Here is a 26,559-nt window from a genome sequence, read left to right on the forward strand (position 1 = left end):
AAATGCCATTATGCAGTTATTTATTCATGAGCAAACCCTTCATTCAGCATCATGAATATATGTGCGGCACTCCAAGAGAAGTTAGGCGCACCTTGCTGCTCGCCAGTTTCTGGGTTGTAGTTTTCACGAATGGGGGCGCTCTCCATCAAGCCATCGGCATTAGTTAAAAAGCGCTTCACCAGTTGTTTTGCTTCTTGCTCATAGCCGTAATGTTGTAACCCTTTTACACCAAAGTAAAATTGGTCGACCCATACACGGCCTCGCCAGTAGATGTTGGGGCCATACGCTGGATTATTTTTGGCAGCTGTGCCAAGAGGTACTTTGCTGTAAAAGGTCTCTGGGTTCATCATGATATCGCGAACTTGTCGCGCTTGTGCGGCTGTTGCCACTTGATTAAACAGCGGCGACCATCCTTCAGGGCCCATACCGCGCTCTACGATAGGTTTGCCAGCGCAACCATTTTTAAGTGGCGCGATGTTAATGCGAATATCGTAATAAAAGCCCGTATTTGCATCGAACATGCATTGATTAATATAGCTTTTTACTTGTTTTGCATCAGCTTCAAACTGTTTGGCTTCGTTAGGTAAGTTGAGGATGTTTGCAATTTTCGCCAAATACAGGGTATCGGTATAAAAGTAACTGGCTTGGTCTACCGACTCTTGCAGTAAAGAATAGCCAAGCAGCTTACCTGTGTTATCACGGTTTTGAGCAAAATCCACTTGCCAATCAGCGGCATCGCCGCCTTGCTTTACATAATCTGCAAGTTGGTTTTTGCTGATAAAGCCAAAGGTGGCCGCATCATCTCGGCCTGATTCCCACGAGGCTGCTGTTTGCGCTGGGGCAAAAACTTGCTCACCCTGTGCTAAGAGTTTGCGATAGTGTGCAAGCCCGTATTTGGTGGTTTTTGTCTTGCCCTGCTGGTGAACAAATAACAATTCACCTTGTTCGTTGTTGTGGGCTTTGTCGAGGGTTGCCCCATACTCAGGAATACCATTTTGGTTGTGGTCACGATTGCGCAACCACCATGCACGATATGCTTTGAGTTTTGGATAAAGCGCTGCCAACCATGCTTTATCTTGGTCGCTCTCATAGGCTTTTAATACCGCCCAAGCCGCAAGACTCGGCTTGGTATTGCGCTCATTCCAATTGCCACTGTCACCGCCACGTTCTGGGCTTAGGTTGTAGCCGATTAGGTCGGGCAAAAAGCCGGTATCTTGCGGTCTGACTGTATCGCCAGTTTGTATTTGTTGATTGAATACCGTATCAATATTGGCTTTGGCCAATAGAGGGTGAAAGTCGCTGAGCGCATAGGCTTGCTTCCACGTATCCCAAGGCCAGGTTAAATTACCTGAGAACCAGCGTGCAGTGACCGACGGGCTAACCGTGTCGGTGGTGATAGCACCTGCAGGACTGCGCCAATTCCCAATTAAGGTCTCAATAGACTTGGCCATTAAGCGCTGCTGAGCAGGGCGCTCGAGTTGCTGCAACGGTATAAGGTATTGTTGCCAGCGAGCTTGGCTGGCCTTCATAAATAGTTGTGGTTCAGCAAGAATTGCTTGATGGCGCTGTTTAACTTTAGTGTGCTCTTGCGCGTTCAGAACATGGCTGAATAGGGTATAAAACGTCGTTGTGCCTTTGATATCCGTTTGGCTGTTGTAGCTTTGCCCTTGGATACGTGTGGTGGTAGCTAAAGATTTACTCACCATATATGCGGAGCTGCCCGAGGTCATTAGGCTATAAGGTGACCGCACTTGATTAAAATGTACGGTGATCCCCTGTGGCGTTGCTTTTAGGCTAGGCTGCAGTTGCGGGTGGGCTTGTCCAAGCGTGCGCTTTTTATCAAATTGTGCGAGTAGCTCGCCGTCAAACTTTAAAGTTAGCGAGCTATCGCTCTCAACTTTAGTTTCAACCAGAGAAGTACGCGGGCCAACAAACATCAAAGTAAGGGTGACGGTTACGTCTTCGGCTTTAAGGTGCTGAATGAGTTTGCCCGGCTCGCTCAGCACTGTACCTGTAAGTGTCAGCTTTTTGCCATTCTTAAACACCTGTAAGCGGTCAAAGCGTTTGGCGAGATACGTTAAATACTCTTCTTGAATGAGTGCATGACCGGTAAAACCGCCCAGCTCATCGGCGGAGCTTGGCAACAAGTGCCCGTGCCAAGCGCCGGCATCAAACAGCGGGTTAAACGGGCTGTGACCAAATTTATCGGCGGGCTTCATCATATTTGGCTCGCCAATTCGGGTTAGGGTGTTTTGTAAATGCTCATTACTCGCTTGGCTTTGTGTGCAAAAGAGTGCACTAAATAAACCTATAAGCAGTGTATTTGCAGTTATCATAAAAGGGTTCTTCATGGTTTACTCACCGTAACTTGCTTTAATTTCACGGGCTAATGCAGCGGCATTTTTATCACCAGAAAGCGGCGCTAGCGTAAAGCGATATTGCTGATTTTCAGCGGCAATGCGGTATTGCTTGTGAACAAGACGACCCCATGAGGTATCACCGCCCACACCCATTTGCTTATGATCAATATTCAGGGTGACAAGGTTGCGTGCAGGCACATCAATGGCGTGCTTGGTGGTCACAGGTACGAGTCCTGATGCCGATGCACTGGCATCGCCCGAGATAAAGTCGATATCGGCTTGCAGGTAAGGCCATGCACTGGCATTTAATACCTCGTCGCCTACTGCAAGCAGGCCTTCGCCTTGCGCGTTTTGCAGTGCCATCCAGCGCACCTCGGTGCGGTTAGAATTCTCTTGCGGGCGAATGTAGTAATGGTGCTGTTCGGTCACGGGTGTGTTGAACACAGAAATACGCGTTGAAGTTTTTCTATCGGCGTAACTTTCGTGTGGACCACGGCCTAACCAAGACATATTTTTATATTCTCCAAATGTGCTTAGCTGCATGCCAACACGCGGAATGTCGGGCAAGGTTTGGTTATCATCAAGGTTGAGCTGGTAATCAACCTCTACAAAACCTTGCGCTGTGATCTGATAATTCAGCACTAAACTCCCGGCAAAATCCGGTGATTGATAGCGCGCAGTCACGCCCGATGATTTGGCTTGTAAGGCGATGAGTTTGAGCCTGTCAGTGGCACTTTGCCACATAGCCGCACGCACTTGCAGGTTATTGCCTAAGTCGTTGTCAGTTGGTGCACGCCAGAAGTTTGGCTTAAGTGGCCGGGTTAACATGGCTTGGTTATTAAAAGTAAGTTGTTGCAACCAGCCTGTGCGTTTATCAAAGGTGAGTTGAGTGCCTGCGGCGTCCGCGATCAGCGTTTCCTTTTGATGTGTATAGCTAGGCTTAACTGGTTTGTTAGCACTTTTTGCAGCTGATTTTGGCTGCGATACCGGTAGTTTGAATTGCTCAAAAGCAATTTCATGACCAAGCGGTAATAGCGGTTCTTGTGCTCTGGCATGCATGCTCAGGGTGACAAAGTATTCTTTGTCGCTGTAAGCAGGAAGACCTTGAATATCAAAATTCAATATGGCGGTTTTACTTGGTTGCACGCTGGGCATAGTGCTATGGCCTTGTTTTATGACTGCTCCATCCGCTTCTATTTTCCAACGCAGGTCATACTTTTTTAAGTCCGTGAATAAGAATTTATTTTGTACAGTGACTTGCCCTTTAAGTAGATTATGCGCAGTAAATTTAACTGGTTGATAGACTTTTTTCACCTCAAAGGCGTGCGGGTGGGGGTTACGATTTGGATCCATCAGGCCGTTATTTAAAAAGTTGCCGTCGGTTGGCAGAGTCGGGTGGAAGTCTTTGCCATAAGCAAAGTATGTTTCACCAAATTCATTGCGGTACTCTAGTGATTGGTCAACCCAGTCCCAAATAAAACCCCCTTGAAGCACTTCGTATTTTTCAATGGCATTCCAATAGTCTTGCAAGTTACCTACAGAATTGCCCATGGCATGGGCGTATTCAATCATAATAGCGGGTCTATCTGGATTATTGCTGGCGTAGTTAACCAGTTTTTCGATTGACGGATACATAGGCGCAAAGATATCGGTGTAATGCTCAAGCTCGGCTGGCTCGTATTGCACAACACGCAGATCATCATTGTCTTTTAACCATTGATAGGTGTTGGCAAATACTTCGCCGTGGCCGGCTTCGTTGCCTAACGACCAAATGATGATAGAAGGGTGGTTCTTATCTCGTTCAAACATGCGTTGAGTGCGGTCAAGGTGCGCAGGCAACCAACTCATCTCATTACCAAGTTGGGTTTTCTCGTCAATGGCAAGCGGGTGTGATTCTATGTTGGCTTCATCGATGACGTATAAGCCATATTTGTCGGTTAAGTCATACCAGTATGGGTGATTGGGGTAGTGGCTAGAGCGCACTGCGTTGATATTAAACTGCTTCATCAGTTTGATATCTTGCTCCATTGATGCTTTGTCGACGACATGGCCGCGGGTTGGCGAGGTTTCATGGCGGTCAACGCCGCGAATAACAATGGGCTTACCATTGATAGTCAGTTGTTTATTTACAATCTCAATGTGCCTAAAGCCGATTTCATCACGCACCACTTCGAGTAATTCACCTTGCTGATTGTATAGGCTCATCACTAGGGTGTAGAGGTTTGGGGTTTCTGCTGACCAAAGTTGTGGATGTGCTATTTGCTCTGAAAAGCTGATTTGCTGTGTGCCTTGGGCGTTTGCAATGAATTTTTTTGTGGCTTTGGCGACAGCTGCATGGTTTGCTTTAGGGTCGAGTAGTTCAAATTTTGCGGTGAGTTGAGCGTTATTTTTTTGATAGTTTTTAACGTCTAACTCAAGCTCTAATGTGCCTTTATCAAAGCGCTTGTTTAAACGAGGTTTGGCATGAAAATCAAAAATATGCTGTTTTGGTGTGGCGTACAAATAGACGTCGCGCTCAATACCCGAAATTCTCAGCATATCTTGGCTCTCTAGATAACTGGCGTCACTCCAACGGCGTAACCTAAGCGCGAGTAAGTTGCTGCCTTGTTGCACAAACTCGGTAATATCAAACTCAGCTGGGGTTTTAGCGCCTTGGCTAAAGCCGACCTTTTCTCCATTTAGCCAAACATCGAGTGATGATTTTGCAGCACCGATATGTAAAAACACTTGTTTATTTTGCCACGACTCAGGCAAGGTGAAAGGCTTTCGATAAGAGCCTGTTGGGTTGTACTCAAGCGGGACATCGGGCCATTTGGTGGTGAACGGAAAGCGCTCATCTAAGTAAATTGGGTAGCCATAACCCTCAACTTCCCAGTTGCCCGGTACGGGGATTTGCCCCCAGCTAGAATCATCAAAACTCGGCTGTTCAAACCCTTTTGGTGGATTAATCGCAGAGCGTTGCCAGTGAAATTGCCACATGCCATTAAGTAGCAAATAGTTTTCGCTTTGAGCTGGATCATCTTGCATCGCACCCGCTAAGCTTTGGTAGCTAAACCCAGAGGCACGGGGTGCTTGTTTATTGATGGCAAACACTTGATGGTCTTGCCATGGTGCTTTGGCGAAAACGCTCTGACATAACAGCGTGGTGAGCATGCTCAGGCTAAATATTACAAAAGGTTTGTTTTTCATTGTTGTCATCTTAGCTGTGTTGTTTAATTTTAAAATTTTGCTTTAAATACAATATACAATTATTTTGTGTAGTTCTTTTCCTAAGGCTTTATATTGATCTGTTTTTACTAGCTAGCCTTTAGATTAAACGTTAATTTTGTCGTTCAACTTGGTTTTCATTTAGGCTCTGTTTTGCAGCCGTTGTTGGCGCACATGCAGTTGATTGTCGCTCGACTAATGTTGGTTGATAGCGATGCGAATGTGCGGTTTTATCTAACTGAGAGTGCTTATTAATGGCTAGCATCGCGGCATGTTTGGCGATGGCTTCGACAGGATAATGCAAGGTGGTGAGCTTAGGTCTGCTGTAATGAGCAAGGTAAATATCATCAAAGCCAATCACCGAAATATCGTTTGGCACTTTAAAGCCCGCTTCTTCTAGGGCTGAAATTGCACCAATTGCCATGGCATCGTTGTAGGCGAAAAGTGCCGTAAATACTTGCTGATTTTTGAGTAAGGTATTGACTGCCTGCTCGCCACCGAGTTGATCAGGCGCGCCGTAAGTAACTTGCTCTGCATTTAATGTAAGTGCTTGCTTATCTAAAACCGCTTTGAACCCTGACAGCCTGTGTTTGGGATCTTGAATTGGCAACTCACTCATAATGCTTGCAAAACGTCTGTGGCCTAATGTGAGTAAGTTCTCAGCGGCCAATTGGCCACCAAGTTCATCATCTAGGTAAATACAGTTCTCGGCTATTTCTGGAATATTTCGCGCTACCACAACCACGTTTGAATAGCGCTGTACGATATCGATTAATGCGCTATCAGCTAAATGTGTACAGTACAAAATAATGCCATCGCAACGGCGTTGTAATAATGAGTCAATGGCTTGTTGTTCTGAGTCACTACTGTTTTGAGCTGTGCACAGCAGTACTTGGCTTTGATGCTGACGGGCTATGCTGTCGACGCCTTTTGCTAAGCAGGCAAAAAATGGATCGCTGATGTCGGGAACCACTAATCCTAGTGTGGATGTCTTTTGTGTTGAGAGTGCGCGCGCATTGACGTTTACCTGATAACCTAAGGCTTTCATCACCGCGAGTACATGCTCGCGGGTTTTGTCTCTTACTTTGTCATCTTGGTTTATCACGCGAGACACGGTGGCAATAGATACCTTGGCTTCTCGAGCAACGTCTTTAATGGTGGCCATGTTTTTTCGCTTAAAAAAGGCTTAATTCTGAGCGATGGTAGCAGAGTGATTTTTTTAAGTAAATTTACTTGCTAAAAAAAATGTAACCGTTTACATTTTTTGTATACATTATCCTTTTATGATTTAAGCATGACATTTGATGCAACAGAGCACCCCCATAGGCGGTTAAATCCGCTCACCAATGAGTGGGTGTTGGTATCGCCTCATAGAGCCAAAAGACCATGGCAGGGGCAAACAGAAAAACAGCAAGTATTAGCAACTGCGTCGTATGATGAAAGTTGTTATTTGTGTGCTGGCAATACACGTATTAATGGTGAGCAAAACCCTAATTACAGCAATACCTTTGTATTTAACAATGACTTCGCGGCACTACAAAGTAAGCTGCCAGCTTATCACTGCGACGACCCATTATTTACCATGCAGTCTGAACAAGGTGAAAGTCGTGTTATTTGTTTTTCACCTGATCATAGCAAAACATTGGCGCAGCTTTCGGTTGAGCAAATTAATCAAGTGGTGCAAACCTGGCAGGCGCAATATGCCGAGCTCGGTGGCACCTATCAGTGGGTACAGGTGTTTGAAAACAAAGGCGCGATGATGGGATGCTCAAACCCGCACCCTCACGGACAAGTTTGGGCGCAGCAGTCTTTACCGACCTTGGTTGAAAAAAAGCAGCTAGCGCAAGCTCAGTATTTTACAGAGCGAGGCTGTAATTTACTTGCAGATTATGTGGCCAGAGAAGTTCAGCAACAAACGCGCATTGTCGCTATTAATGATGATTGGCTGGTGGTGGTGCCGTTTTGGGCGGCATGGCCGTTTGAAACCCTATTATTACCGCGTTTTTCAGTGCAGCGTATGACGCAACTAACCAAGTCGCAAGGACTGAGTCTAGCGGCTATTTTGTCTGAGTTGACCATTAAATATGACAACTTGTTTGAATGCGCGTTCGCTTATTCAATGGGCTGGCATGGCGCGCCATTTGATGGGCAAGAGCATCCTGAGTGGACACTACATGCGAGTTTTTTTCCGCCTTTGCTTCGCTCTGCCAGTGTTCGTAAGTTTATGGTGGGCTATGAAATGTTAGCAGAGCCACAGCGCGACTTAACCCCAGAGCAAGCCGCTGAACGATTACGCGCTCAGTCTTTAACGCATTACAGCGAGAAATAACAATGTACCGTACTGAAATGATTAAAAATGTTTTTGCTCAGCAGTTTGGCTATCAAGCCGTGCAAATAAGTCACGCGCCAGGGCGAGTGAATTTAATTGGCGATCATACCGATTACAATTTGGGGTTTGTGCTGCCCGCAGCAATTAACTTTGGCACTGATGTGGCCATTGCAAAGCGTGATGACAACACAATACGAGTGTTAGCGCATGATCTTGATAATCAAATATGCGAGTTTGAGCTAACAGCGCTTTCATTTAATCCCGATTTAATGTGGGTAAATTATGTTGCTGGGGTTGTGTATGTCCTGCAAAAAGCGGGCTTTGCACTACAAGGTACTGACATCTTTATTTCAGGTAACGTGCCGCAAGGGGCGGGGTTAAGCTCGTCGGCCAGTTTGCAAGTCGCTTTGATCAAAGCGTTTTCGGATTTATTTGAGCTGCAGATTGATGGCTTTACAGCGGCCAAGCTCGCGCAACAGGCCGAAAATGAATTTGTTGGCTGCAACTGCGGGATTATGGATCAGAGCATTTCGGCAATGGGCGCGAGCAATCATGCCATGTTACTCGATTGCCAAGATTTAACCTTTCAAGACGCCCCCATTCCAGAAAACCTAGCCATTGTGATTATCAATTCAAACGTTAAACGCGGCCTCGTCGATAGTGAGTATAACCAAAGACGCGAGCAATGCGAGCGAGTGGCTAAGCACTTTAATGCTCCAGCATTAAGAGCGGTAACTTTGGCCGAATTAGAGTCAGAGCAGGCAAACTTGAGTGAGTTGGACTATAAAAGAGCAAGGCATGTGATCACAGAAAGTCAGCGAACCTTAGACGCATTAGAGGCACTTAAAGCAAATGATGTCAGCCAATTAGGTCGCTTAATGAATGCATCACATAGCTCATTAAAAAATGATTTTGCAACCAGTACAGCCGAAATGGACTGTTTAGTCTCGCTCATACAATCGCAAATTGCTGAGCAAGGTGGTGCACGAATGACAGGCGGCGGCTTTGGTGGTTGCGTGGTGGCTGTGATGCCAAAAAACTTAGTTGAAGCAGTAACTCAAAAAGTTAAAGCCGAGTACCAAAAACACACAGGATTAAAAGCCAACGTGTATGTGTGCGAAGCCGTGCAAGGGGCTTTTAGAGCTAAATAAATACAACTCTAGTAATTAGAAAAAGAATAACGAGGAACATCATGAATATCAGTTTACACAGCACAGATATTGCTGTTTTTAGTGTCTATGTGCTCGGCTTATTGGCGATTGCACTATGGATCTCCCGAAGTGAGAAAAAAGAAGGTGCCAATACCGAAGATTACTTTTTAGCTTCAAAGGCATTACCTTGGTGGGCGATAGGTGCGTCACTGATTGCGTCGAATATTTCGGCCGAGCAGATCATAGGTATGTCGGGCTCTGGGTATGCCATGGGGTTGGCGATTGCATCGTACGAATGGATGGCGGCGATCACCCTGATTTTAGTGGGTAAATACATGTTGCCGATATTTTTAAAGCAGCAAATTTATACTATGCCGCAGTATTTAGCTCAGCGTTACGATGACCGCGTAAAAACCACCATGGCGGTGTTTTGGTTGGCCGTTTACGTGTTTGTGAATTTAACCGCGGTGCTTTGGCTTGGAGGGCTTGCGATTGAAACGGTTGCAGGTGTTGATGCCTTGTATGGCATGATGTTTTTAGTGGTGTTTTCGGTGGCGTATTCGCTTTATGGCGGCTTAAAAGCCGTGGCCTTTACCGATATTTTGCAAGTCACCCTGCTGGTATTTGGTGGCTTATTCTTAAGTTACTTGGCGCTCGATGCCGTATCAGACGGGCAAGGCGTGTTAGCGGGTTTTGGTGTGCTAACTGAGCAAGTGCCTACGCACTTTGACATGATCCTATCACCTGATAACGCACATTATATGAGCTTACCTGGACTGTCGGTATTAATTGGCGGCATGTGGGTCATGAACTTTAGTTATTGGGGTTTTAATCAATACATTATTCAAAGAGCACTGGCTGCGAAAGATTTAAACGAAGCACAAAAAGGCATTGCCTTTGCGGCGTATTTAAAATTATTGATGCCATTGATTGTAGTACTACCGGGCATTGCTGCTGTGGTGTTATATCCTGATTTAACCGCACCAGATAAAGCTTATCCGTCAATGATGTCGCTTATGCCTGTGGGAATAAAAGGGTTGGTATTTGCAGCACTCGTGGCGGCGATCGTGTCGTCTTTAGCCTCGATGACCAACAGTATTTCGACTATTTTCACTATGGATATTTATAAAAAACTCCATGCTGATAAGAGCCAATCTCATTATGTGAATGTTGGGCGCGTCACGGCTTTGTTGGCTTTAATAGTGGCACTGTTAGTTGCAAAGCCACTGTTGGGTCAATTTGAGCAGGCTTTCCAGTACATTCAAGAATTCACAGGGTTCTTTACCCCAGGTATTGTGGTGATCTTTGTGATGGGCATGTTCTACAAAGGCACTACCGCCAATGGTGCACTGGCTGCGGCGTTTGGCTCTGCGCTGTTCTCATTAAGTTTGAAATTTGCTATGCCAAGCTTACCTTTCATGGACCGTGTTGGATTAGTGTTTGTACTATGTTTACTGCTGTGTTTTGTGGTCTCAAAACTATTTAAATCACATGAAGGTGACCTTCAAAGTACGTCTGAATGCGTGCAGCTCAGTGATGTCAGCTTCGCAACTAATACGGGTTTCAATGTGGCTGCTTTGGGTGTGGTGGTGATCTTAATCGCACTCTATGCAACTTGGTGGTAACCGTCATTTCTCTTTTAAACAGCAGGGAACTCACTTTTAAGTAAGTAACCTGCTGTTTTTTTATATGCATTAACTCATGAAACAAACTTTAATTACCCTCAAAAACAACAATGGTATGCAGGTTGTGGTATCTGACTTTGGTGCGCGCTTGTGCTCTATTATTTTCTCGACCTGCCATGGGCCCCAAGAAATGCTCATGCGCTATCAAGATGAAACTCAGTTATTAGACGACCCATATTATGTCGGCGCTATTTGCGGGCGAGTTGCAAACCGAATTGGTCGAGGTTGCTTTAGTTATGATGGGCAAATCTATCAATACTCTCAGAATGATGGTGAGCATTGTCTGCATGGCGGAGAGCAGAGCATTGATAAACGATTTTGGAAGATTGCTGAAAAGTCGTCATCATCAGTGACGCTTAAACTTGCATCACCTGATGGCGATAATGGCTTTGCAGGCAATGTAGGTATTCAAGTCACCTATCGCCTTTCTAAAGATAACAAACTCAAAATTGAGATTTGTGCGAATACCGATAAAACCACGCCGCTTAATTTAACCAATCATGCTTATTTTAATTTGGCAGAGCGCTCAGCTTTAGCGCTTGAGCTATGTATTGATGCAGAGTCTGTGCTTGAAAAAGATGCGGGCAATATTCCAACCGGAAAATTGCTTAAAGTCGATAAAAGCGAATTAGTGGCCTCAAAATTTGATTTTCGCGAGCCGAAATCGTTGCAGCAGGCTACCGTTTTAGATCATTATTTTGTGTTTCACAAAGCGCCTTTAGATATGAGATTAGTGGCACAACTGGTATCAAAAAATAATGGCGTGCGACTGAGTGTTTTTAGCGATCAAAATGGACTGCAATGCTATACGGGGGGATTTCTATCAGCCCCATTTGCGCCGTACTCAGGCATGTGTTTAGAGCCTCATAATTTCCCTGATGCATTAAATCATGAGCAGTTCGACAGCATTCTAGTTCAGCCAGAACAGCAATATAAAAATACTATGGTATTGAGTTTTACTGAGCTTGATTGACTTTTATGCCTTTGTTAAAAGCCAATCAAAAGTAATATTTTGAAGCTAATACATATTTAGTTTAAGACTTATGGCAGTTAGCTAAAAGTTGTTGCCAGAATGCTTCGCCTTTGCGTCGAGCTAAACGGATATTGTTTTCAGGAATGCTTTCTGGGTCGTCGTAATTAGCCAGTGCTTCGGCCATGCTTTCCTCACGAATAAGATGCAGTGTTGGGTAAGGTGCACGGTTGGTGTAATTGGCAGCATCGTCGGGCTCGCTGTCGGCAAATTCATAATCTGGATGAAAGTGGGCGATTTGATATTTACCTTCATAGCCTTGTGCAGCAAGTAGTGCGTTAGCAAGGTCGACTAAGTCTAAGTAGCTATCAAAATCTTTAAATCCTTCAGCAAAAATAAGCAGGGTGGTTTCTACTTCTGGGTGTGCGTCTAAATGTGCCAGTTGCTCAAGCATGGTCATCACTGCATCTTCGTGTTTTTCATCCTCTGAGACAATATAAGCGATGGTATTTGCTTCGACTTCTTTGCGAGCAAACGGACAAAAGTTAAATTTTACAATGACGCTTTTAACCCAGTTTTGCATGGCTTGGGTAATTAAGGTGTGTTCAGTTGTCATAAAAGATTGCTCGATTTATTAAGAAAGATGTGTGCTGATTAATTTAACAGTTTTGGCTATCGCCCCCTGATTTTTTTGCAAGCAGGCAAAGGCATTTGCACCGAGTTCTGCGCAATCACTTGGGTTGCTGAAAAGTCTATTTATTTGCTCCGCTAATTCGTTACTAGAATGAACGGTTATACAGCCTTGGTGCGCCGCTAAATCAGGGTAAATATGGGCAAAGTTATAGATATAGGGGCCAGTCAAAGCGCCTACTGAAAATGCTGCGGCCTCTAATGGGTTGTGACCACCGCGTTCAATTAAACTGCCACCGATGTAGGCAATGTTTGCGCTGCCAAACAAGTATTTTAGTTCACCTAAAGTATCAGCCAATAGAGCTTGGCTGTTCGGGTTAAACTCACCTGAGCGCTTAGAAAACGACAAGTTCGAGTCTTTGAGAAGCTCTGCAACTTTGGCAAATTGCTCAGGGTGTCGAGGTGCAATAATCAGCAGCGCATTAGGGTGGGTTGCAAGCACTTGTTGATGGGCCGCTAGGACTTGTTCATGTTCGCCAGGGTGGGTTGAACCAGCAACCCAGATTTTGCTGCGATTGAAGCATTCTTTGAATTCAGCGACAGTCGCTTTGGCTTCCTCATCGACGTTAATATCGAATTTAATTGAGCCTGTTACTGTGACTTTTTCTTTATTAAGCCCCAGCTGTAAGAAGCGTTTAGCATCTTCTTCGTTGTGACTCGCTAACGTAGTTATGTGGTTCATGATGTCATTAGCAAGGGGGAGTACTTTTTGATAGCCCTGTAGTGATTTTTCTGACAGGCGAGCATTGACAACATTGACTGCAATATTTTTCGCATGGGCCGCGGCAAATAAATTTGGCCAAAGCTCAGTTTCGAGTACTACAAGTTGCACGGGTGTCAATGTTTTTATAAAGCGTTTACTGGCGCCCCAAAAGTCGATTGGCAAATAGCAATGGGGTGTATTGGGCAGGGTATTTTTAATTTGCGCGCGACCTGTAGGAGTATTGCAGGTAACAATAATAGCTTGGTTTGGGTTTTCAGCTTTGAACGCTTTTATAAGCGGTGTTGCAGCCAACACTTCTCCAACAGAAGCGCAGTGAAACACAACCGCTTTCTTAGGCAATTTTTTTAAACCAAACGCAAATCGCTCAGTAAAAAAATTACGGTAGCCCGCATTTTTTTTGCCACGAATTACATAAAGGTAAAACACAATGAGAGGGCTGAATGCGTATAAAAACAACGAATATAAAAAGCGCGCCATAACCAACCGTTATTATTGAAGTAAGTAAACAACCGCCATTTTAACCCGCTCAACTGCTTATGAAAACGAATTAACAAATTTAAACAGTTTAGGGTCGTGCTCCTGTTTATTGAATTTGTTACTATGGCAAGTTCATTAGAGAAGAATTGAATTATGAAGTTAAAGCTATTTTCAACCTTATTTGCTGCAGCTTTGGGTATCGCAGGTCAAGCGATGGCTGCGCCGACCGCGTATTTACCATTAGGTAAGCACCCAGTACTCGAGCATCAAATCGACAGAATGTTTGCCATCTCAACAGGCACGCCAATGGCGAAGCCGTATCGCATTTATGATGTGCAAATTGCCCTTAGACAAATTAAACAATCAAATCCAGACCTTCACGCGCAGATTTTATCAGGTATTAAACCTTATATGAGTCGTGATGCAGTCACGCGCATGGGGGTTAAACTCAGAGCAGATTCTGGCGCTGAAGTAAAGCTGGCTAACGACCGCAGTAACAGCTCTAGTGAGTATGCTGAAGTGTCTTTTGATGGTATTTGGCGCGGTGGTGAACATAGTTTAATGCAACTAGGCGCTGAGTATCGTGTTGAGCAAGGTAAGTTAGTTGCTTATAACAGCTTCTATGCGTTAGGTGGTGATAATTTACAGCTGAATTTAGGTTACAAAGAGCATTGGTTCTCGCCGTTTAAAACATTTGGGCAAGTTTACTCTAACAATGCTCAAGCCCCTTTATCCGTTTCTCTGGGGTTAAACGCGCCATTAAAAAATTGGTGGAACTTTGATTTTGAGCTTTTTTATTCAAAATTAGAGCATGTTGAAAATGGCATTTTGTATCAAGGTACTTTGCACAGCGGTACACCAAAGCTAGCAGGTACGCATTTATCGATTGAGCCTATTGAGGGTTGGAAAATTGGCGTGAACCGCATGATGCAATTCGGCGGTGGACCTAGAAAAGTATCAATGAAAGATGTGTTCAAGGCGTATTTTGATCCCGCGGGGAATGACAACTCTGGCTTAACAGGCAGCCGAGATACCGAGTTAGGCGATCAATGGGCTACATTAACCAGTACCTACAGAAGTAATTGGCTTACACCGATTGAATGGTCTTTTGAATATGGTGGTGAAGATACTAAAAATCATAAGAACTACCAGGTAGGTAATACAGCTGCCAGTTTTGGTGTATTTGTTCCTTCGCTGTTAGAAAATGCAACCTTTCGCTATGAATATACCAATATGCATAGTTTATGGTACGTAAACGAAATTTACGAAACCAAAGGAAATACCATCAATGGTGCTGTAGTTGGCCATTTTGCATCGGATAGAAGCAATTTTGATGATGGTGCACCTTCTCAAGTTCATACATTTGAAACCACTTATTTTTCAAGCTCATCAGAACTATGGTCTTTAAAGTACTCTATGATAGATAATACTAGTGAATATTTAAATGAGTTAGGTGAACTTGGCGGTAAGTATGAAACCTCGCATGAGCTACAAATTATCAATAACCGCGCCTATGACGACAAGCGCCTTGAAACCACACTCACTTTAGGTAAAGACGTATTTGGTGAAAACTATACTTGGTTAGCGGTGAATGTATACTGGTAGACCAGTAGTAAGACAATCGATTTTTGACAACAGCGGGAAAAGTAGGAACGCACATGTCGCAAGATATTAAAAAAGACAACATGCTTGAAAACAGTTTTTTAGCAAGCCTTGAGCGCCACAGAGCGCTGTTTGCAACAGTAGATAAATACCAAAGTGAAGCGATGCAGCTTTTAGTCGCTTGTCAAAAAGCGCTAAAGTCTGGTGGTAAAGTAATTTGGTGTGGTAATGGCGGTAGCGCGGCTGATGCACAGCATTTAGCGGCTGAATTTGTTGTACGTTATAAATTAGAGCGTGGTCCTTTGGCGTCGATTGCGTTAACAACAGATACCTCTATTTTAACCGCGCACTCAAACGACTATCACTTCGACACAGTTTTTGAACGCCAGATCCAAGCTTTATGTAAACCTGAAGATGTGGTGATTGGTTTGACGACTTCGGGCACGAGTCCAAACATTAATTTAGCACTTCAAGCTGCAAATGAGATTGGCGCATACACGGTAGCGCTAACAGGCCGTGAAGGTGGTTTAGTAAAAGATATTGCTAACCTACCAATTATCATTGCCAATGATGAAACGGCGCGCATTCAAGAAGCACATATGTTTATCGGTCACTGGTTATGTGAAGCCATTGATTTAGCGATTGAGAAAGGCGAATAATGGATTTAAGTTATTTTCAAAAGCTATCACAAGCTAAAATTCTGGTTGTTGGCGATGTGATGCTCGACAGATACTGGCATGGTGACACTGGCCGTATTTCACCAGAAGCGCCAGTGCCCGTTGTTAAAGTCAGCAAGCTTGAAGATAAAGCCGGTGGTGCAGCAAACGTTGCTAAAAATATTGCTTACCTTGATGGTCAAGTTAGCCTATTAGGCATTATTGGTAATGATGATAACGGCAGCTCACTGCAAACGTTACTAAAAAACGAGAAAATTAACTCTCAGCTTATTACCCAAGATGATGCGCCAACTATTGCTAAAATGCGTGTGATTAGCCGTCATCAGCAAGTTGTGCGTCTTGATTTAGAAGAAACCTTCCTTGAGGCACATTCAGAGTTATTGTTGCAAAAGCTCACTGAGATTGTTGATGACTTCGATGTGGTGCTATTCTCAGACTACAACAAGGGATCATTAGCTAAAATCGGCGAAATGATTAAAGTGGCAAAAGCGGCTGGCAAAACCGTTTTAGTTGACCCTAAATCTAAACAGCTTGCCGATTATCGTGGTGCAGATTTTATTACTCCGAATCTTAATGAATACACAGCAGCGGGTGGCATTAAAGGAGATGAGCAAGTACTTGCTGATTGTGCGCGTAAGATTATTTCTGAATGTGGCATTGGCGCTATGTTACTGACTCGCTCTGAGCAGGGCATGTCTTTGATCACACCAAGTGAAAAGCATGATTTTGCGGCGCAAGTATTAGAAGTCTCTGATGTAACCGGTGCAGGTGATACAGTTATTGCAACGCTTGCAGTGATGCTTGGTACTGGTATGCCAGCCAAACAAGCGGTTGAAATTGCCAATGTGGCGGCGGGGTTAGTGGTTGCGAAATTGGGTGCTGCGACAGTGTCACCTGAAGAGTTATCAGCAAAACTGACGCAATACCTACGTGAAACCGGTGAGCAATACCAAGCACCAACGCAAGAAATCTTGCATCATATTGAGCTTGCTCGTCAGCGCGGCGAGAAAATAGTCTTCACTAACGGCTGTTTTGATATTTTACACGCGGGCCATGTACGTTATTTGGCGCAGGCTAAAGCGCGAGGCGACAAGTTGGTTGTCGGTTTAAATAACGATGCTTCAATCAGTCGTTTGAAAGGCCCTGAGCGCCCAATAAATCCATTAGATGAACGTGCGACCGTAATAGGTGCACTTGCGTCAGTTGATTGGGTGATCCCATTCGGTGCGGTAGAAGAAAACGACACACCAGCTAAGCTTATCGAGCAAGTCAAACCTGACGTATTAGTTAAAGGTGGAGATTACAAGGTTGAGGAAATCGCCGGTGCTGATTTTGTTCTTGCAAATGGCGGCACTGTTGAAGTGCTTGAATTTGTAAATGGCTGCTCAACTTCGAATGTGATTAAGAAAATTCAAAGTAATTAATCTACGAACAGTTTTTATTAAAAACCCAAGCTAGTGCTTGGGTTTTTCTTTTTTGCTTCAGGAAATTTAACTATATTGTAAGAAATGAACGATATAGCGCGTAAAACTCATCCCACTCGTTTTCTTGCCAATAAAACTCAGTATTTCGATTTAACTCTTTTATAAAAGAACGTTTTAGACGCGCCATATTATTTTCAACCGTTTGTCGAGAGGGCTTGCGAATTTCACCCCTATCAAAGTCGATTAGAAAAACCTTGCCATGCTCGTCAAACAGGATGTTATTGATATTTAAGTCAGCGTGAAACACGCCCGCGTTGTGAAAGCGCGCTAAGGTTTCTGCGGTTGCTTGCCACTCACTCTCAGTCAGAGGGGCCTGTTTTAGTTTGTCGAGTACACTTTGCGCGCCAGTAATGGCTTCGGTGATCAGATCTCCACGGTAAATAAGCCCACTGCGCTGCACTTTTGCAGCAATCGGTTTGGATACCGGCAAGCTTAATTCTTCTAGTTGTGTCAGAAGTTGAAACTCTTGATAAGTACGTGTGTTTTCTAATCGGCTAAATAGATATTGATCAGATAAAACCTTACCCACTAAGCCGCCACGCCAATAGTGGCGCAACACACCGATTTGCTCACCTAAGTTTAAAAAGTAAGTTTTAGCGCGGCCTTTTTTTTCACCCACGACTTTGTTTTGCTGTTGCCAGTAGCTAGGCTCGAACCAGTTTTCTTCAACGGGTAATGGTGAGTTATCGGGCAATAGAATATGTGTATTGGCAGAGGAATGAATGACGCGCATAAAGTTCTGAATCAGTTTTTTGCTAAGTATATACTTAAAAGGGATCGGGATTCGAGATGTGTGGGTGTTTGCTTTAACAAGTTGGGCTAGATAATAAATTAAGTTAAACTGCTGCCAACTATTTTTACAAGCATAAGAGACTGTTGTGGTTTTATCTTCAACTCCTAAAGATATTTGTATTTTACGTTTGTCGGCGATTGGTGATGTGTGTCATGCCTTGTCGGCCGTACAGGCTATTCAGCGTCATTACCCTGAGGCGAAAATCACTTGGGTTGTAGGCAAAATCGAAGCCATGTTATTACAAGATATGCCAGGAGTTGAGTTTGTTATTTTCGATAAAAAACAAGGCAAAGCGGCATTTAAACAGTTAAAAGAGACCTTTAAAGGGCGTCAGTTTGATGTGCTACTGCACATGCAAGTGGCACTTCGCGCCAACCTTGCGGCTCGTTGCATTCCTGCCAAGGTAAAAGTAGGTTTTGATTGGCACCGTGCCAAAGAAGGGCACTTCTTATTTACCAATAAACGCATTGCAGCAGAAAAATCAGCGCACGTACTCGAGGGTTTTAGAGGGTTTGCTAAAGCCATTGGTGTGCCACATTATGAGCCAACTTGGCAAATGCCAGTAAGTGATAGCGATAAGAACGTTGCTGCAGAGTTACTATCTGGGCTTGAAAATGTTTTAGTTATCTCCCCTGCAGCGAGTAAAGCGGAGCGTAATTGGTTGCCAGAGCGCTATGCCGAAACTGCCAAATATGCAAAACAAAAAGGTTTTAATGTGGTGATCACCGGTGGTCCTACAGATATGGAGCGCCAACTGGCGGAAGACATTATCTCTTACTTAGATTTTGAAGTATTAAACCTGGTTGGCAAAACCACTTTGAAACAACTTGTATGTGTATTAGAGCAAGCTAAATTGGTCATTGCTCCTGATACTGGTCCTGCGCACATGGCGGTTACCATGGGCACGCCTGTGATTGGTTTATATGCTCATTCAAATCCTGCACGCACAGGCCCATATCTTTATCAAGACTATGTGGTTGAGGTATATCATAAAAACCTTCAAGCTCAGTTTAAGAAAAGTGCCGAACAATTACCTTGGGGAACGCGTGTTAAAGGCAAGACCTTGATGTCGCAAATTAGCGTGGCAGACGTACAAGCTATGTTCGACCGAGTTTGCAAAGAGCAACACCTTATTTAACAGCCTTTTATTCTTAAAACTAAACGAATAAGTAATTATCATGACAACGAAACAGAAAGCCGTTTTCCTCGATAGAGATGGGGTGATAAATCACGATCATGCCTATGTGCATAAAATTGAAGATTTTGAATTTATCGATGGGGTATTCGACGCTTGTCGTGATTTTATCGCTAAGGGCTACATTTTAATTGTGGTGACCAATCAATCGGGCATTGGCCGAGGTTATTACGATGAAGCGCAGTTTAATCGGCTGACTGAGTGGATGAAAGCACAATTTACTGAGCAGCAATGCCCAATATCTGCGGTGTATTTTTGTCCGCACCATCCTAAAAAGGCGCTACCTGAATATTTGCAAGACTGCGACTGTCGTAAGCCAAACCCAGGCATGTTGCAGCAGGGCATTGATACATTTGATATTGATGTGTCACAAAGCGTCATGATCGGCGATAAAGTATCAGATATTCAGGCCGCGCGTGCAGCTGGCGTGAAAACGGCTATTTTAGTCAATTCAGGACAAGCTTTTTCAGAACAAGATGCAGCAGAAGCAGATCAAGTCTGTGTTTCTATTAAAGAAACGGTTGCATTTGTCTCATAAACGTTTACATTCGCCTCAATTTTTGAACAATGGCTCCGTGCATTTATAGTGCGTAGCCCTTACAATACGCCTGTTTAAAATTATTGCGATAGTTAGGCGCAATGAACAGACAACAAAAACTGTGTGAAAACAGGCACACCGTGCAATTTATTGGAGACTCTACATGAGAGCATCGGCATTTTATAGTCAACTACAAGAGCAGCTTGAGCAGGTAAAAGCAGAAGGCTTATACAAAAGCGAGCGTATTATCACGTCTTCTCAGCAGGCTGAAATTGCAGTAGCAAGTGGTGACTCAGTAATTAACTTCTGTGCAAACAACTACCTAGGTTTAGCGAATCACCCAAGCTTAATTGAAGCCGCTAAGTCAGGCTTAGATGCCCATGGCTTTGGTGTAGCGTCAGTACGTTTTATTTGTGGTACACAAGACATCCATAAAACACTAGAAGCAAAAGTCAGTGAGTTCTTACAAACTGAAGATACTATTCTTTACTCTTCTTGTTTTGACGCAAATGCGGGTTTATTCGAAACAATTTTAGGTCCAGAAGATGCAATCATCTCTGATGCCTTAAACCACGCGTCAATCATTGATGGTGTGCGTTTATGTAAAGCGAAGCGTTTCCGCTACGCAAACAACGACATGGCAGCACTTGAAGAACAACTTATTGCCGCAACTGAAGCGGGTGCGAAAACAAAACTAATCGCGACTGATGGCGTGTTCTCAATGGATGGCGTTATCTGTAACTTAGAAGCTGTATGTGATTTAGCTGATAAGTACGATGCACTTGTGATGGTTGATGACTCTCATGCTGTTGGCTTTGTGGGTGAAAACGGCCGTGGTACACACGAATACTGCAACGTGATTGACCGCGTTGATATCATCACAGGTACTTTAGGTAAAGCACTAGGTGGTGCGTCAGGTGGTTACACGTCTGGTAAGAAAGAAGTGATTGATTGGCTACGTCAGCGCTCTCGTCCTTATTTATTCTCAAACTCTTTAGCGCCTTCAATCGTAACAGCATCAATCGCTGTACTTGATATGCTTAAAGATGGTAAAGCACTACGTGATCAACTTTGGGAAAATGCAGCTTACTTCCGTGAAAACATGGAAGCTGCAGGTTTCACTTGTGCAGGTAAAGATCACGCAATTATCCCTGTAATGCTTGGTGATGCGAAAGTTGCTGCGGCTATGGCTGACAAGTTATTAGCTGAAGGTATATACGTAACAGGTTTCTCATTCCCTGTTGTACCAAAAGGTCAAGCACGTATTCGTACGCAAATTTCAGCGGCGCATACGAAAGCGCAGCTAGATAAAGCAATTGATGCCTTTACCCGTATTGGTAAAGAGCTAGGTATCATCTAAATTTATTAAATAGCAATACGCTTATTAATACTTAAATTCGCCAAATCATAAGTATGATCTGGCGAATTGTTTTTTGCTTGGGACGTAACAATGAAAGCATTATCGAAATTAAAAGCTGAACCTGGGATTTGGATGACAGATGCACCAAAACCAGAGGTTGGGCACAATGACTTATTAATCAAAATTCGTAAAACCGCGATTTGTGGTACAGACGTTCATATCTATAAGTGGGATGAGTGGGCACAAAACACCATTCCTACCCCTATGGTTGTGGGTCATGAATACGTAGGTGAAGTGGTTGGCATGGGTCAAGAAGTTCGAGGCTTCGAGCTTGGCGATCGCGTATCTGGTGAAGGCCACATTACTTGTGGTCATTGTCGTAACTGCCGTGCAGGTCGCGTTCATTTATGTCGTAACACCATTGGTGTGGGGGTAAACCGAGAAGGCTCATTTGCTGAGTACCTAGTTATTCCAGCTTATAACGCATTTAAGATCCCTGATAACATTTCTGATGAGCTAGCTTCAATCTTTGACCCATTCGGTAATGCAGTACACACAGCTCTGTCATTCGATCTAGTAGGTGAAGATGTATTGATCACAGGTGCTGGCCCAATTGGGATTATGGCTGCAGCTGTGGCGAAGCACGTAGGTGCACGCCATGTGGTAATTACTGATGTGAACGAATACCGTCTAGAGCTTGCGCGTAAGATGGGCGCGACACGTGCTGTTAACGTGGCAGAAGAAAAGCTTGAAGATGTGATGGCTGAGCTTGGCATGACAGAAGGCTTTGACATAGGTCTTGAAATGTCAGGTGTGCCAGTGGCGTTTAACTCTATGTTAAACAACATGAATCACGGTGGTAAGATTGCCATGTTGGGTATTCCACCATCAGATATGGCGGTTGATTGGAACCAAGTTATTTTCAAAGGTTTAGTGATCAAAGGTATTTATGGTCGTGAGATGTTTGAAACTTGGTATAAGATGGCAAGCCTTATCCAGTCTGGTTTAAATCTTGACCCTATCATCACACACCAGTTCCATATTGATGAGTTCCAAACTGGTTTCGATACCATGATCTCTGGTCAATCAGGTAAAGTGATCTTAAACTGGGACTAATGAAATAACATTTGTTTCAAAGGCGGCAAATGTCGCCTTTTTGTTTTTTTTGAGAAGTAATTTATGCCGTTTAAACATATTTCAGTTGCGCAAACAAAAGCGCTTATGCAAAGCGATGATGTCGTTATTGCCGATATTCGTGATCCAAATGCATTTGCTGCTGGCCACATACCTGGCGCCATTCATTTATCAAATGCAAACATCGGCCAATTTATGGTTGAAAAAGACTATGAGCAGCCAATCGTGGTGGTTTGTTACCATGGAGTGAGTTCACAAGGTGCTGCTAATTATCTTATTGAACAAGGCTTTGAAGACGTGTATAGCATGGACGGTGGTTTTACGCAGTGGGCGCTTGAGCAACCAGAGTCTGTGAGCCAATGATTTTATTAGGTCAACACTCAGAGCCTAGAGCCTTGCAAGGCGCAGCTGACTATTTTAAAAGTCAGGGTATCAAGGTTAAGTTGACCTATTTAGACAACCGCACTGCACAAGTGTGGGTGTCAGAGCATGATGCAGAGCGTGCAGCGCTGCTGTGGCAAGAATTTCTAACTAACCCCTATCATGAACGCTATTTAGCGGCGTCATGGCAAACAGGTGATACCCAAGTAAAGTTTAACTACATAGGTAAAGATTTAAATTTGGCGCAGCGTTTTGTCGGGCTTCACTGGTTTTTAAAGCTTACGTTTATTGTTTGTATCTCGGTTTTTGCCAGCTTCTTCTTGGTACAAAACCCGCAATCATGGTTAAATACATTACTGTTTAGTCCCAGTGAGCCATTATCATGGCTGACCCCTGCTATTATTCATTTTGGTGCATTACATCTTATTTTTAACCTGAGCTGGTGGTTGTATTTAGGCAATAAAATAGTTAAGCAAGCGGGTAGTTCGAGCTTATTCCTGTTGTTTTTTATTTCTGCATTAGTGAGTAATTGGGCGCAGTATTTATTAGTCGATAATCGCTTTGGTGGATTAAGTGGGGTGGTATACGCCTTACTTGGTTTTGCGTGGATCTACAGCTCAAAATTGCCAGAAGAAAAGCAGCTAATTACTAAACCTGTCGTCGGTTTTATGCTGGTGTGGATGGTGTTAGGGTTCGCTGATGTATTATTTATTAGTATGGCGAACTGGGCGCACTTATTTGGCTTATTAAGTGGAGTGGCAATTGCTGCATTACAACTGCCAAAATCAAAAAGAGGTTAGTGGTAAAGGTACTTAGTAAATAATACTTCGCGAATAATCTCTTCACCGGTTTCATCTTTAAGTAGTTTCTTTAACTTCTCAGCACAACGCTGACGTATCTCTTCTCGACCCGTTAATGACTTTATAGTTTCTTCAGGCTCTTTACTTAAGATTTGCACTATTGCATCACGAAGCAGTGGCGTATGGTGCTCTACAATAGCAATATTCTTCACATCATTGAGCATTAAATCTACGGTGACGCGAATATAACCGAGCTTTTTATTAGATTGGCCAATGTAGTTGGTGATGATATCAGGTTCAAAACCAAAGTAACCCACATTTGCTTCTGCTCGAACTGATGTACTACTAAATGTCAGTAGTAATAATGCAAATAGGCTTGAGAGCATTTTCATAGTGGGTGAAGTTCCTGTTATATAACTGTCTTTGAAAGCGATTGTAACTGTATTTTAAAAAAAATTATACTCTGTTGAGTGTGTTACAAGTATAGAAAGTGACTAAAAATTTGCCGATTATTTTAGCTAAGGGTTACTCTTTTTCCACCAAGTAATAAAAAGCAAAGACTGAACTTTGTTGGCGAACTGAGCAATGTTATGATGTCTAGGTTGTAATCTGGGTTAGATATTATTTTGTTAAAGCATCCTCTTTCTATCGATTTTTCATGGCAAAGTTCACTCTCTGAGCTTTCTGTACCCGCTGCTTTAAAGCCTGTGTTAAGTGACACAGGCTCTCTCACTGCACGTTTAAAGCAAAAAAGTGCTGATTTCAAAGTGGTTGTTTTGAACGAACAGCCAATTTCAGCAAAATTATGGGGAGATACAGTCCATGATTATATTTGTCGTGAAGTTTTATTATATTGCGATGAGGTTGTTCAAGTTTATGCTCAGAGCTGGATCTCCATTCCTGCCTGTGAAAAAGGTGTAGAACAGCTAGGAGAAACCCCGTTAGGCGAGGTATTGTTTCAAAATGAGCGCTGGCAGCGTTCCGAATTAGAGATGGCTGAAGTAGAGTCTCGTGAAGAGCTAGCTCAATTGTTGAATAGGAACGAAATTACCCGTATGCCAATTTTTGCCAGAAGACGTATCTTTTCACAATCTGAGGCCCATGTGATGGTGTGTGAAGTATTTTTACCTGAGGTATTAGATGCAGCTTGAAGCCCTAAAATGGCAAAATTTTAATGCCTATAAGCAATTAATGCGCACCGATAAACCAATTGGCACCTTATTGTTGTTGTGGCCTACTTACTGGGCGTTATGGTTAGCAAATGATGGGCTGCCGAGCTGGGATCTTTTACTTGTGTTTTCGCTGGGTGTGTTTTTGATGCGCAGCGCTGGGTGCGTCATTAATGACTTTGCAGATAGAAAGATTGATGGTTCGGTAAAGCGTACAGCTAACCGTCCGCTTGCTACAGGAAAAGTTTTAGCGGGAGAAGCGTTAAGTCTGTTTGCATTATTGATCGTTGTTGCGTTTTCTTTGGTATTGGCGTTGAATTGGCAAACTATCGCGTTGTCGTTTGGAGCACTTGCACTGGCTGCTTGCTATCCGTTTATGAAGCGTTATACAAATTTACCTCAAGTTGTGCTTGGCGCCGCTTTTAGTTGGGCGATCCCAATGGCATTTATGGCCTCGCAGCAACAAGTTCCAATAATTGCATGGTGGCTATTTGCAGCAAATTTAATTTGGACTGTGGCGTATGACACTATGTATGCCATGGTCGATAGGGACGATGACTTAAAGCTAGGTGTGAAGTCGACGGCTGTGTTATTTGGTCAGTTTGACAGACATATCATTGCGGTATTGAACATCATATTTTTAGTAATAATGTTCTTCATCTACCAAGCCATTGAACCGACGCTATGGGCTTATTTGGGTCTCGCATTTGCTGCTTGTTTGCTTGCTTATCAACAAAAACTGATCCACGGTAGAAACAGAGAAAACTGCTTTAAAGCGTTTTTAAATAATCACTATGTTGGGTTGTTGATATTTTTGGGTTTGGCGCTTTCTTTTTGGTAGAGCAAAACTCTAGACATAAAAAAACCTGCTTAACGCAGGTTTTTCTTTCTGAATACAGCTTAAACATTCATAGTCTGTCTTTGTTCAAACTTCTCAATCAAACTAACTAGCTCTTTAATGTTAGCGTCTTCACTGAGTGTGTGGTTTGTTCTAACTAAAACTTGCTCGGTCGGAAGATCTTTATTTGTTTTGATCAAAACAACCTCAGGGTCTTGAGCAACTAGCTTAGAATGTTCAATACCAGCAATGGCAAATAAATCGCTATTTTTTATATTGCTAAGCACTTCATTGATGTTGCCAACTCGCATCGACGTCACTTTATTAAAGCTATCAGCTGTTTCGTTGACCATGTGCTGTACTTGTCTTGACTGAGAAAGGCAGCCAAACATAGGGTAACTCATTAGGTCTTGTCTAGTGACTGAGTCTTTTTGAAGCAGAGGGTGGTTTCTCGCAACAAACATGATGAGTTGATCAGGAATATAGATATCTGAGCTTGCTAATTCAGAGGAGTGCATACATACACTGATATCGATTTCTCCAAGCTGAAGCTTGTTCGTTAGCTCGGTTTCGTCGAGCATTTGCATTTCAACTTTAACGCTTGGATGGTGTGCTAAAAATTGCCCACAAACAACGGGCACAACACTGCTCATTTGTTGTGTATAGCCAATAACCAGTTTATCTTGATCATTTCCAAATAAACTCTGTTTTATGTTCTTTTTGGCATTTTCAAGCTCGTTTAGTGTTGCTTTGCAGTACGTGAGGAAAAGCTCACCTTGTTCAGTAAGACGAACGGAGCGTGTAGAACGTTTTACTAACTCACAACCAATCTCATCTTCAAGAGTTTGGATGCTACGGGTGAGGGCTGAAGTACTTATATTCGTCTGTTCAGCGGCTTGGCGAAAATGTCTTAAATTGCCTAGAGCAACAAATTGCTCAAGTTGTTCAAATCTCATTTGAAATTCCTTTTAATTTCAACGGTTCTTTTAGAACTG

General features: G+C 43.4%; 23 protein-coding genes. 15 read left to right on the forward strand and 8 right to left on the reverse strand.

The window, feature by feature from the left end:
* Positions 1-20: 20 nt before the first annotated feature.
* The 3 genes from ygjK to AAEU28_RS08495 all read right to left on the reverse strand — a co-directional run bounded on the left by ygjK (position 21) and on the right by AAEU28_RS08495 (position 6,732).
* A complete protein-coding gene (gene ygjK, locus AAEU28_RS08485) occupies positions 21-2,336 on the reverse strand; it encodes an alpha-glucosidase (RefSeq protein WP_421963721.1) in 2,316 nt (771 codons plus the stop codon).
* 18 nt (positions 2,337-2,354) lie between these two features.
* A complete protein-coding gene (locus AAEU28_RS08490) occupies positions 2,355-5,549 on the reverse strand; it encodes a glycoside hydrolase family 2 TIM barrel-domain containing protein (RefSeq protein ID WP_421963722.1) in 3,195 nt (1,064 codons plus the stop codon).
* 130 nt (positions 5,550-5,679) lie between these two features.
* On the reverse strand, positions 5,680-6,732 hold the full coding sequence (locus tag AAEU28_RS08495; protein ID WP_421963723.1) for a LacI family DNA-binding transcriptional regulator: 1,053 nt from the start codon (positions 6,730-6,732) through the stop codon (positions 5,680-5,682).
* A 129-nt stretch (positions 6,733-6,861) separates the two neighbouring features.
* On the opposite strand from AAEU28_RS08495, the gene AAEU28_RS08500 reads away from it, so the two are divergent.
* From AAEU28_RS08500 to AAEU28_RS08515, 4 genes are all read left to right on the forward strand, one after another.
* Positions 6,862-7,896: a UDP-glucose--hexose-1-phosphate uridylyltransferase gene (locus AAEU28_RS08500; protein WP_421963724.1), complete on the forward strand. Its 1,035-nt coding sequence runs from the start codon at positions 6,862-6,864 to the stop codon at positions 7,894-7,896.
* Between the two features lie 2 nt (positions 7,897-7,898).
* On the forward strand, positions 7,899-9,047 hold the full coding sequence (galK, locus tag AAEU28_RS08505; protein WP_421963725.1) for a galactokinase: 1,149 nt from the start codon (positions 7,899-7,901) through the stop codon (positions 9,045-9,047).
* A 41-nt stretch (positions 9,048-9,088) separates the two neighbouring features.
* Positions 9,089-10,672, forward strand: coding sequence for a sodium/sugar symporter (locus AAEU28_RS08510; protein ID WP_421963726.1), 1,584 nt, complete (start codon positions 9,089-9,091; stop codon positions 10,670-10,672).
* 76 nt (positions 10,673-10,748) lie between these two features.
* Positions 10,749-11,705: an aldose epimerase family protein gene (locus tag AAEU28_RS08515; protein WP_421963727.1), complete on the forward strand. Its 957-nt coding sequence runs from the start codon at positions 10,749-10,751 to the stop codon at positions 11,703-11,705.
* Between the two features lie 61 nt (positions 11,706-11,766).
* Here AAEU28_RS08515 and AAEU28_RS08520 read toward each other — a convergent pair whose 3' ends face one another.
* Both AAEU28_RS08520 and waaA read right to left on the reverse strand, forming a co-directional pair.
* Positions 11,767-12,318 (reverse strand): DUF1415 domain-containing protein, encoded by a 552-nt coding sequence (locus AAEU28_RS08520; RefSeq protein ID WP_421963728.1) that lies wholly within the window; start codon positions 12,316-12,318, stop codon positions 11,767-11,769.
* 18 nt (positions 12,319-12,336) lie between these two features.
* Positions 12,337-13,593 (reverse strand): lipid IV(A) 3-deoxy-D-manno-octulosonic acid transferase, encoded by a 1,257-nt coding sequence (gene waaA, locus AAEU28_RS08525; RefSeq protein ID WP_421963729.1) that lies wholly within the window; start codon positions 13,591-13,593, stop codon positions 12,337-12,339.
* A gap of 153 nt (positions 13,594-13,746) precedes the next feature.
* Between waaA and AAEU28_RS08530 the strand changes: the two genes are divergently transcribed.
* The 3 genes from AAEU28_RS08530 to hldE are packed head-to-tail and all read left to right on the forward strand — an operon-like array spanning position 13,747 to position 17,296.
* Positions 13,747-15,198: a capsule assembly Wzi family protein gene (locus AAEU28_RS08530; protein ID WP_421963730.1), complete on the forward strand. Its 1,452-nt coding sequence runs from the start codon at positions 13,747-13,749 to the stop codon at positions 15,196-15,198.
* A 53-nt stretch (positions 15,199-15,251) separates the two neighbouring features.
* Positions 15,252-15,854, forward strand: coding sequence for a D-sedoheptulose-7-phosphate isomerase (locus AAEU28_RS08535; protein WP_404391190.1), 603 nt, complete (start codon positions 15,252-15,254; stop codon positions 15,852-15,854).
* Positions 15,854-17,296 carry a bifunctional D-glycero-beta-D-manno-heptose-7-phosphate kinase/D-glycero-beta-D-manno-heptose 1-phosphate adenylyltransferase HldE gene (gene hldE / locus AAEU28_RS08540; RefSeq protein WP_421963731.1) on the forward strand — a complete coding sequence of 481 codons (1,443 nt, stop codon included), beginning with the start codon at positions 15,854-15,856 and terminating at the stop codon, positions 17,294-17,296. The genes AAEU28_RS08535 and hldE overlap by 1 nt, the downstream gene beginning before the upstream one ends.
* A 70-nt stretch (positions 17,297-17,366) precedes the next feature.
* Here the strand turns inward: hldE and AAEU28_RS08545 are convergent, their stop codons facing one another.
* Complete coding sequence (locus AAEU28_RS08545; protein WP_421963732.1) at positions 17,367-18,089, reverse strand: 3-deoxy-D-manno-octulosonic acid kinase; 723 nt, start codon at positions 18,087-18,089, stop codon at positions 17,367-17,369.
* A 145-nt stretch (positions 18,090-18,234) separates the two neighbouring features.
* Between AAEU28_RS08545 and AAEU28_RS08550 the strand changes: the two genes are divergently transcribed.
* The 6 genes from AAEU28_RS08550 (at position 18,235) to glpG (ending at position 23,557) form a co-directional block, all read left to right on the forward strand.
* Positions 18,235-19,287, forward strand: coding sequence for a glycosyltransferase family 9 protein (locus AAEU28_RS08550; RefSeq protein ID WP_421963733.1), 1,053 nt, complete (start codon positions 18,235-18,237; stop codon positions 19,285-19,287).
* A gap of 40 nt (positions 19,288-19,327) precedes the next feature.
* The gene (gene gmhB / locus AAEU28_RS08555; protein ID WP_421963734.1) at positions 19,328-19,882 is read left to right on the forward strand and encodes a D-glycero-beta-D-manno-heptose 1,7-bisphosphate 7-phosphatase; all 555 of its coding nucleotides are present in this window, start codon (positions 19,328-19,330) and stop codon (positions 19,880-19,882) included.
* A 163-nt stretch (positions 19,883-20,045) separates the two neighbouring features.
* Positions 20,046-21,242 (forward strand): glycine C-acetyltransferase, encoded by a 1,197-nt coding sequence (locus AAEU28_RS08560; protein ID WP_058028993.1) that lies wholly within the window; start codon positions 20,046-20,048, stop codon positions 21,240-21,242.
* A 90-nt stretch (positions 21,243-21,332) separates the two neighbouring features.
* A complete protein-coding gene (gene tdh / locus AAEU28_RS08565) occupies positions 21,333-22,358 on the forward strand; it encodes an L-threonine 3-dehydrogenase (RefSeq protein WP_058028994.1) in 1,026 nt (341 codons plus the stop codon).
* Between the two features lie 63 nt (positions 22,359-22,421).
* The gene (gene glpE / locus AAEU28_RS08570; RefSeq protein ID WP_138484160.1) at positions 22,422-22,739 is read left to right on the forward strand and encodes a thiosulfate sulfurtransferase GlpE; all 318 of its coding nucleotides are present in this window, start codon (positions 22,422-22,424) and stop codon (positions 22,737-22,739) included.
* Positions 22,736-23,557, forward strand: coding sequence for a rhomboid family intramembrane serine protease GlpG (glpG, locus tag AAEU28_RS08575; RefSeq protein WP_421963735.1), 822 nt, complete (start codon positions 22,736-22,738; stop codon positions 23,555-23,557). Before glpE ends, glpG begins: the two co-directional genes overlap by 4 nt.
* Here the strand turns inward: glpG and AAEU28_RS08580 are convergent.
* On the reverse strand, positions 23,554-23,943 hold the full coding sequence (locus AAEU28_RS08580) for a flagellar basal body-associated protein FliL (RefSeq protein ID WP_405127328.1): 390 nt from the start codon (positions 23,941-23,943) through the stop codon (positions 23,554-23,556). The two genes, glpG and AAEU28_RS08580, sit on opposite strands and share 4 nt — an antisense overlap.
* 240 nt (positions 23,944-24,183) lie before the next feature.
* Here AAEU28_RS08580 and AAEU28_RS08585 point away from each other — a divergent pair, with 240 nt between their 5' ends.
* Positions 24,184-24,708 (forward strand): chorismate--pyruvate lyase family protein, encoded by a 525-nt coding sequence (locus AAEU28_RS08585; RefSeq protein WP_421963736.1) that lies wholly within the window; start codon positions 24,184-24,186, stop codon positions 24,706-24,708.
* A complete protein-coding gene (gene ubiA, locus AAEU28_RS08590) occupies positions 24,698-25,567 on the forward strand; it encodes a 4-hydroxybenzoate octaprenyltransferase (protein ID WP_421963737.1) in 870 nt (289 codons plus the stop codon). The genes AAEU28_RS08585 and ubiA overlap by 11 nt, the downstream gene beginning before the upstream one ends.
* 59 nt (positions 25,568-25,626) lie before the next feature.
* Here the strand turns inward: ubiA and AAEU28_RS08595 are convergent, their stop codons facing one another.
* Positions 25,627-26,520, reverse strand: a complete 894-nt coding sequence (locus tag AAEU28_RS08595; RefSeq protein WP_421963738.1) for a LysR family transcriptional regulator — start codon at positions 26,518-26,520, stop codon at positions 25,627-25,629.
* Positions 26,521-26,559: the final 39 nt, after the last annotated feature.

Origin of the sequence: Pseudoalteromonas sp. SS15 (genome assembly GCF_049257195.1) — a bacterium.
Classification (GTDB): domain Bacteria; phylum Pseudomonadota; class Gammaproteobacteria; order Enterobacterales; family Alteromonadaceae; genus Pseudoalteromonas.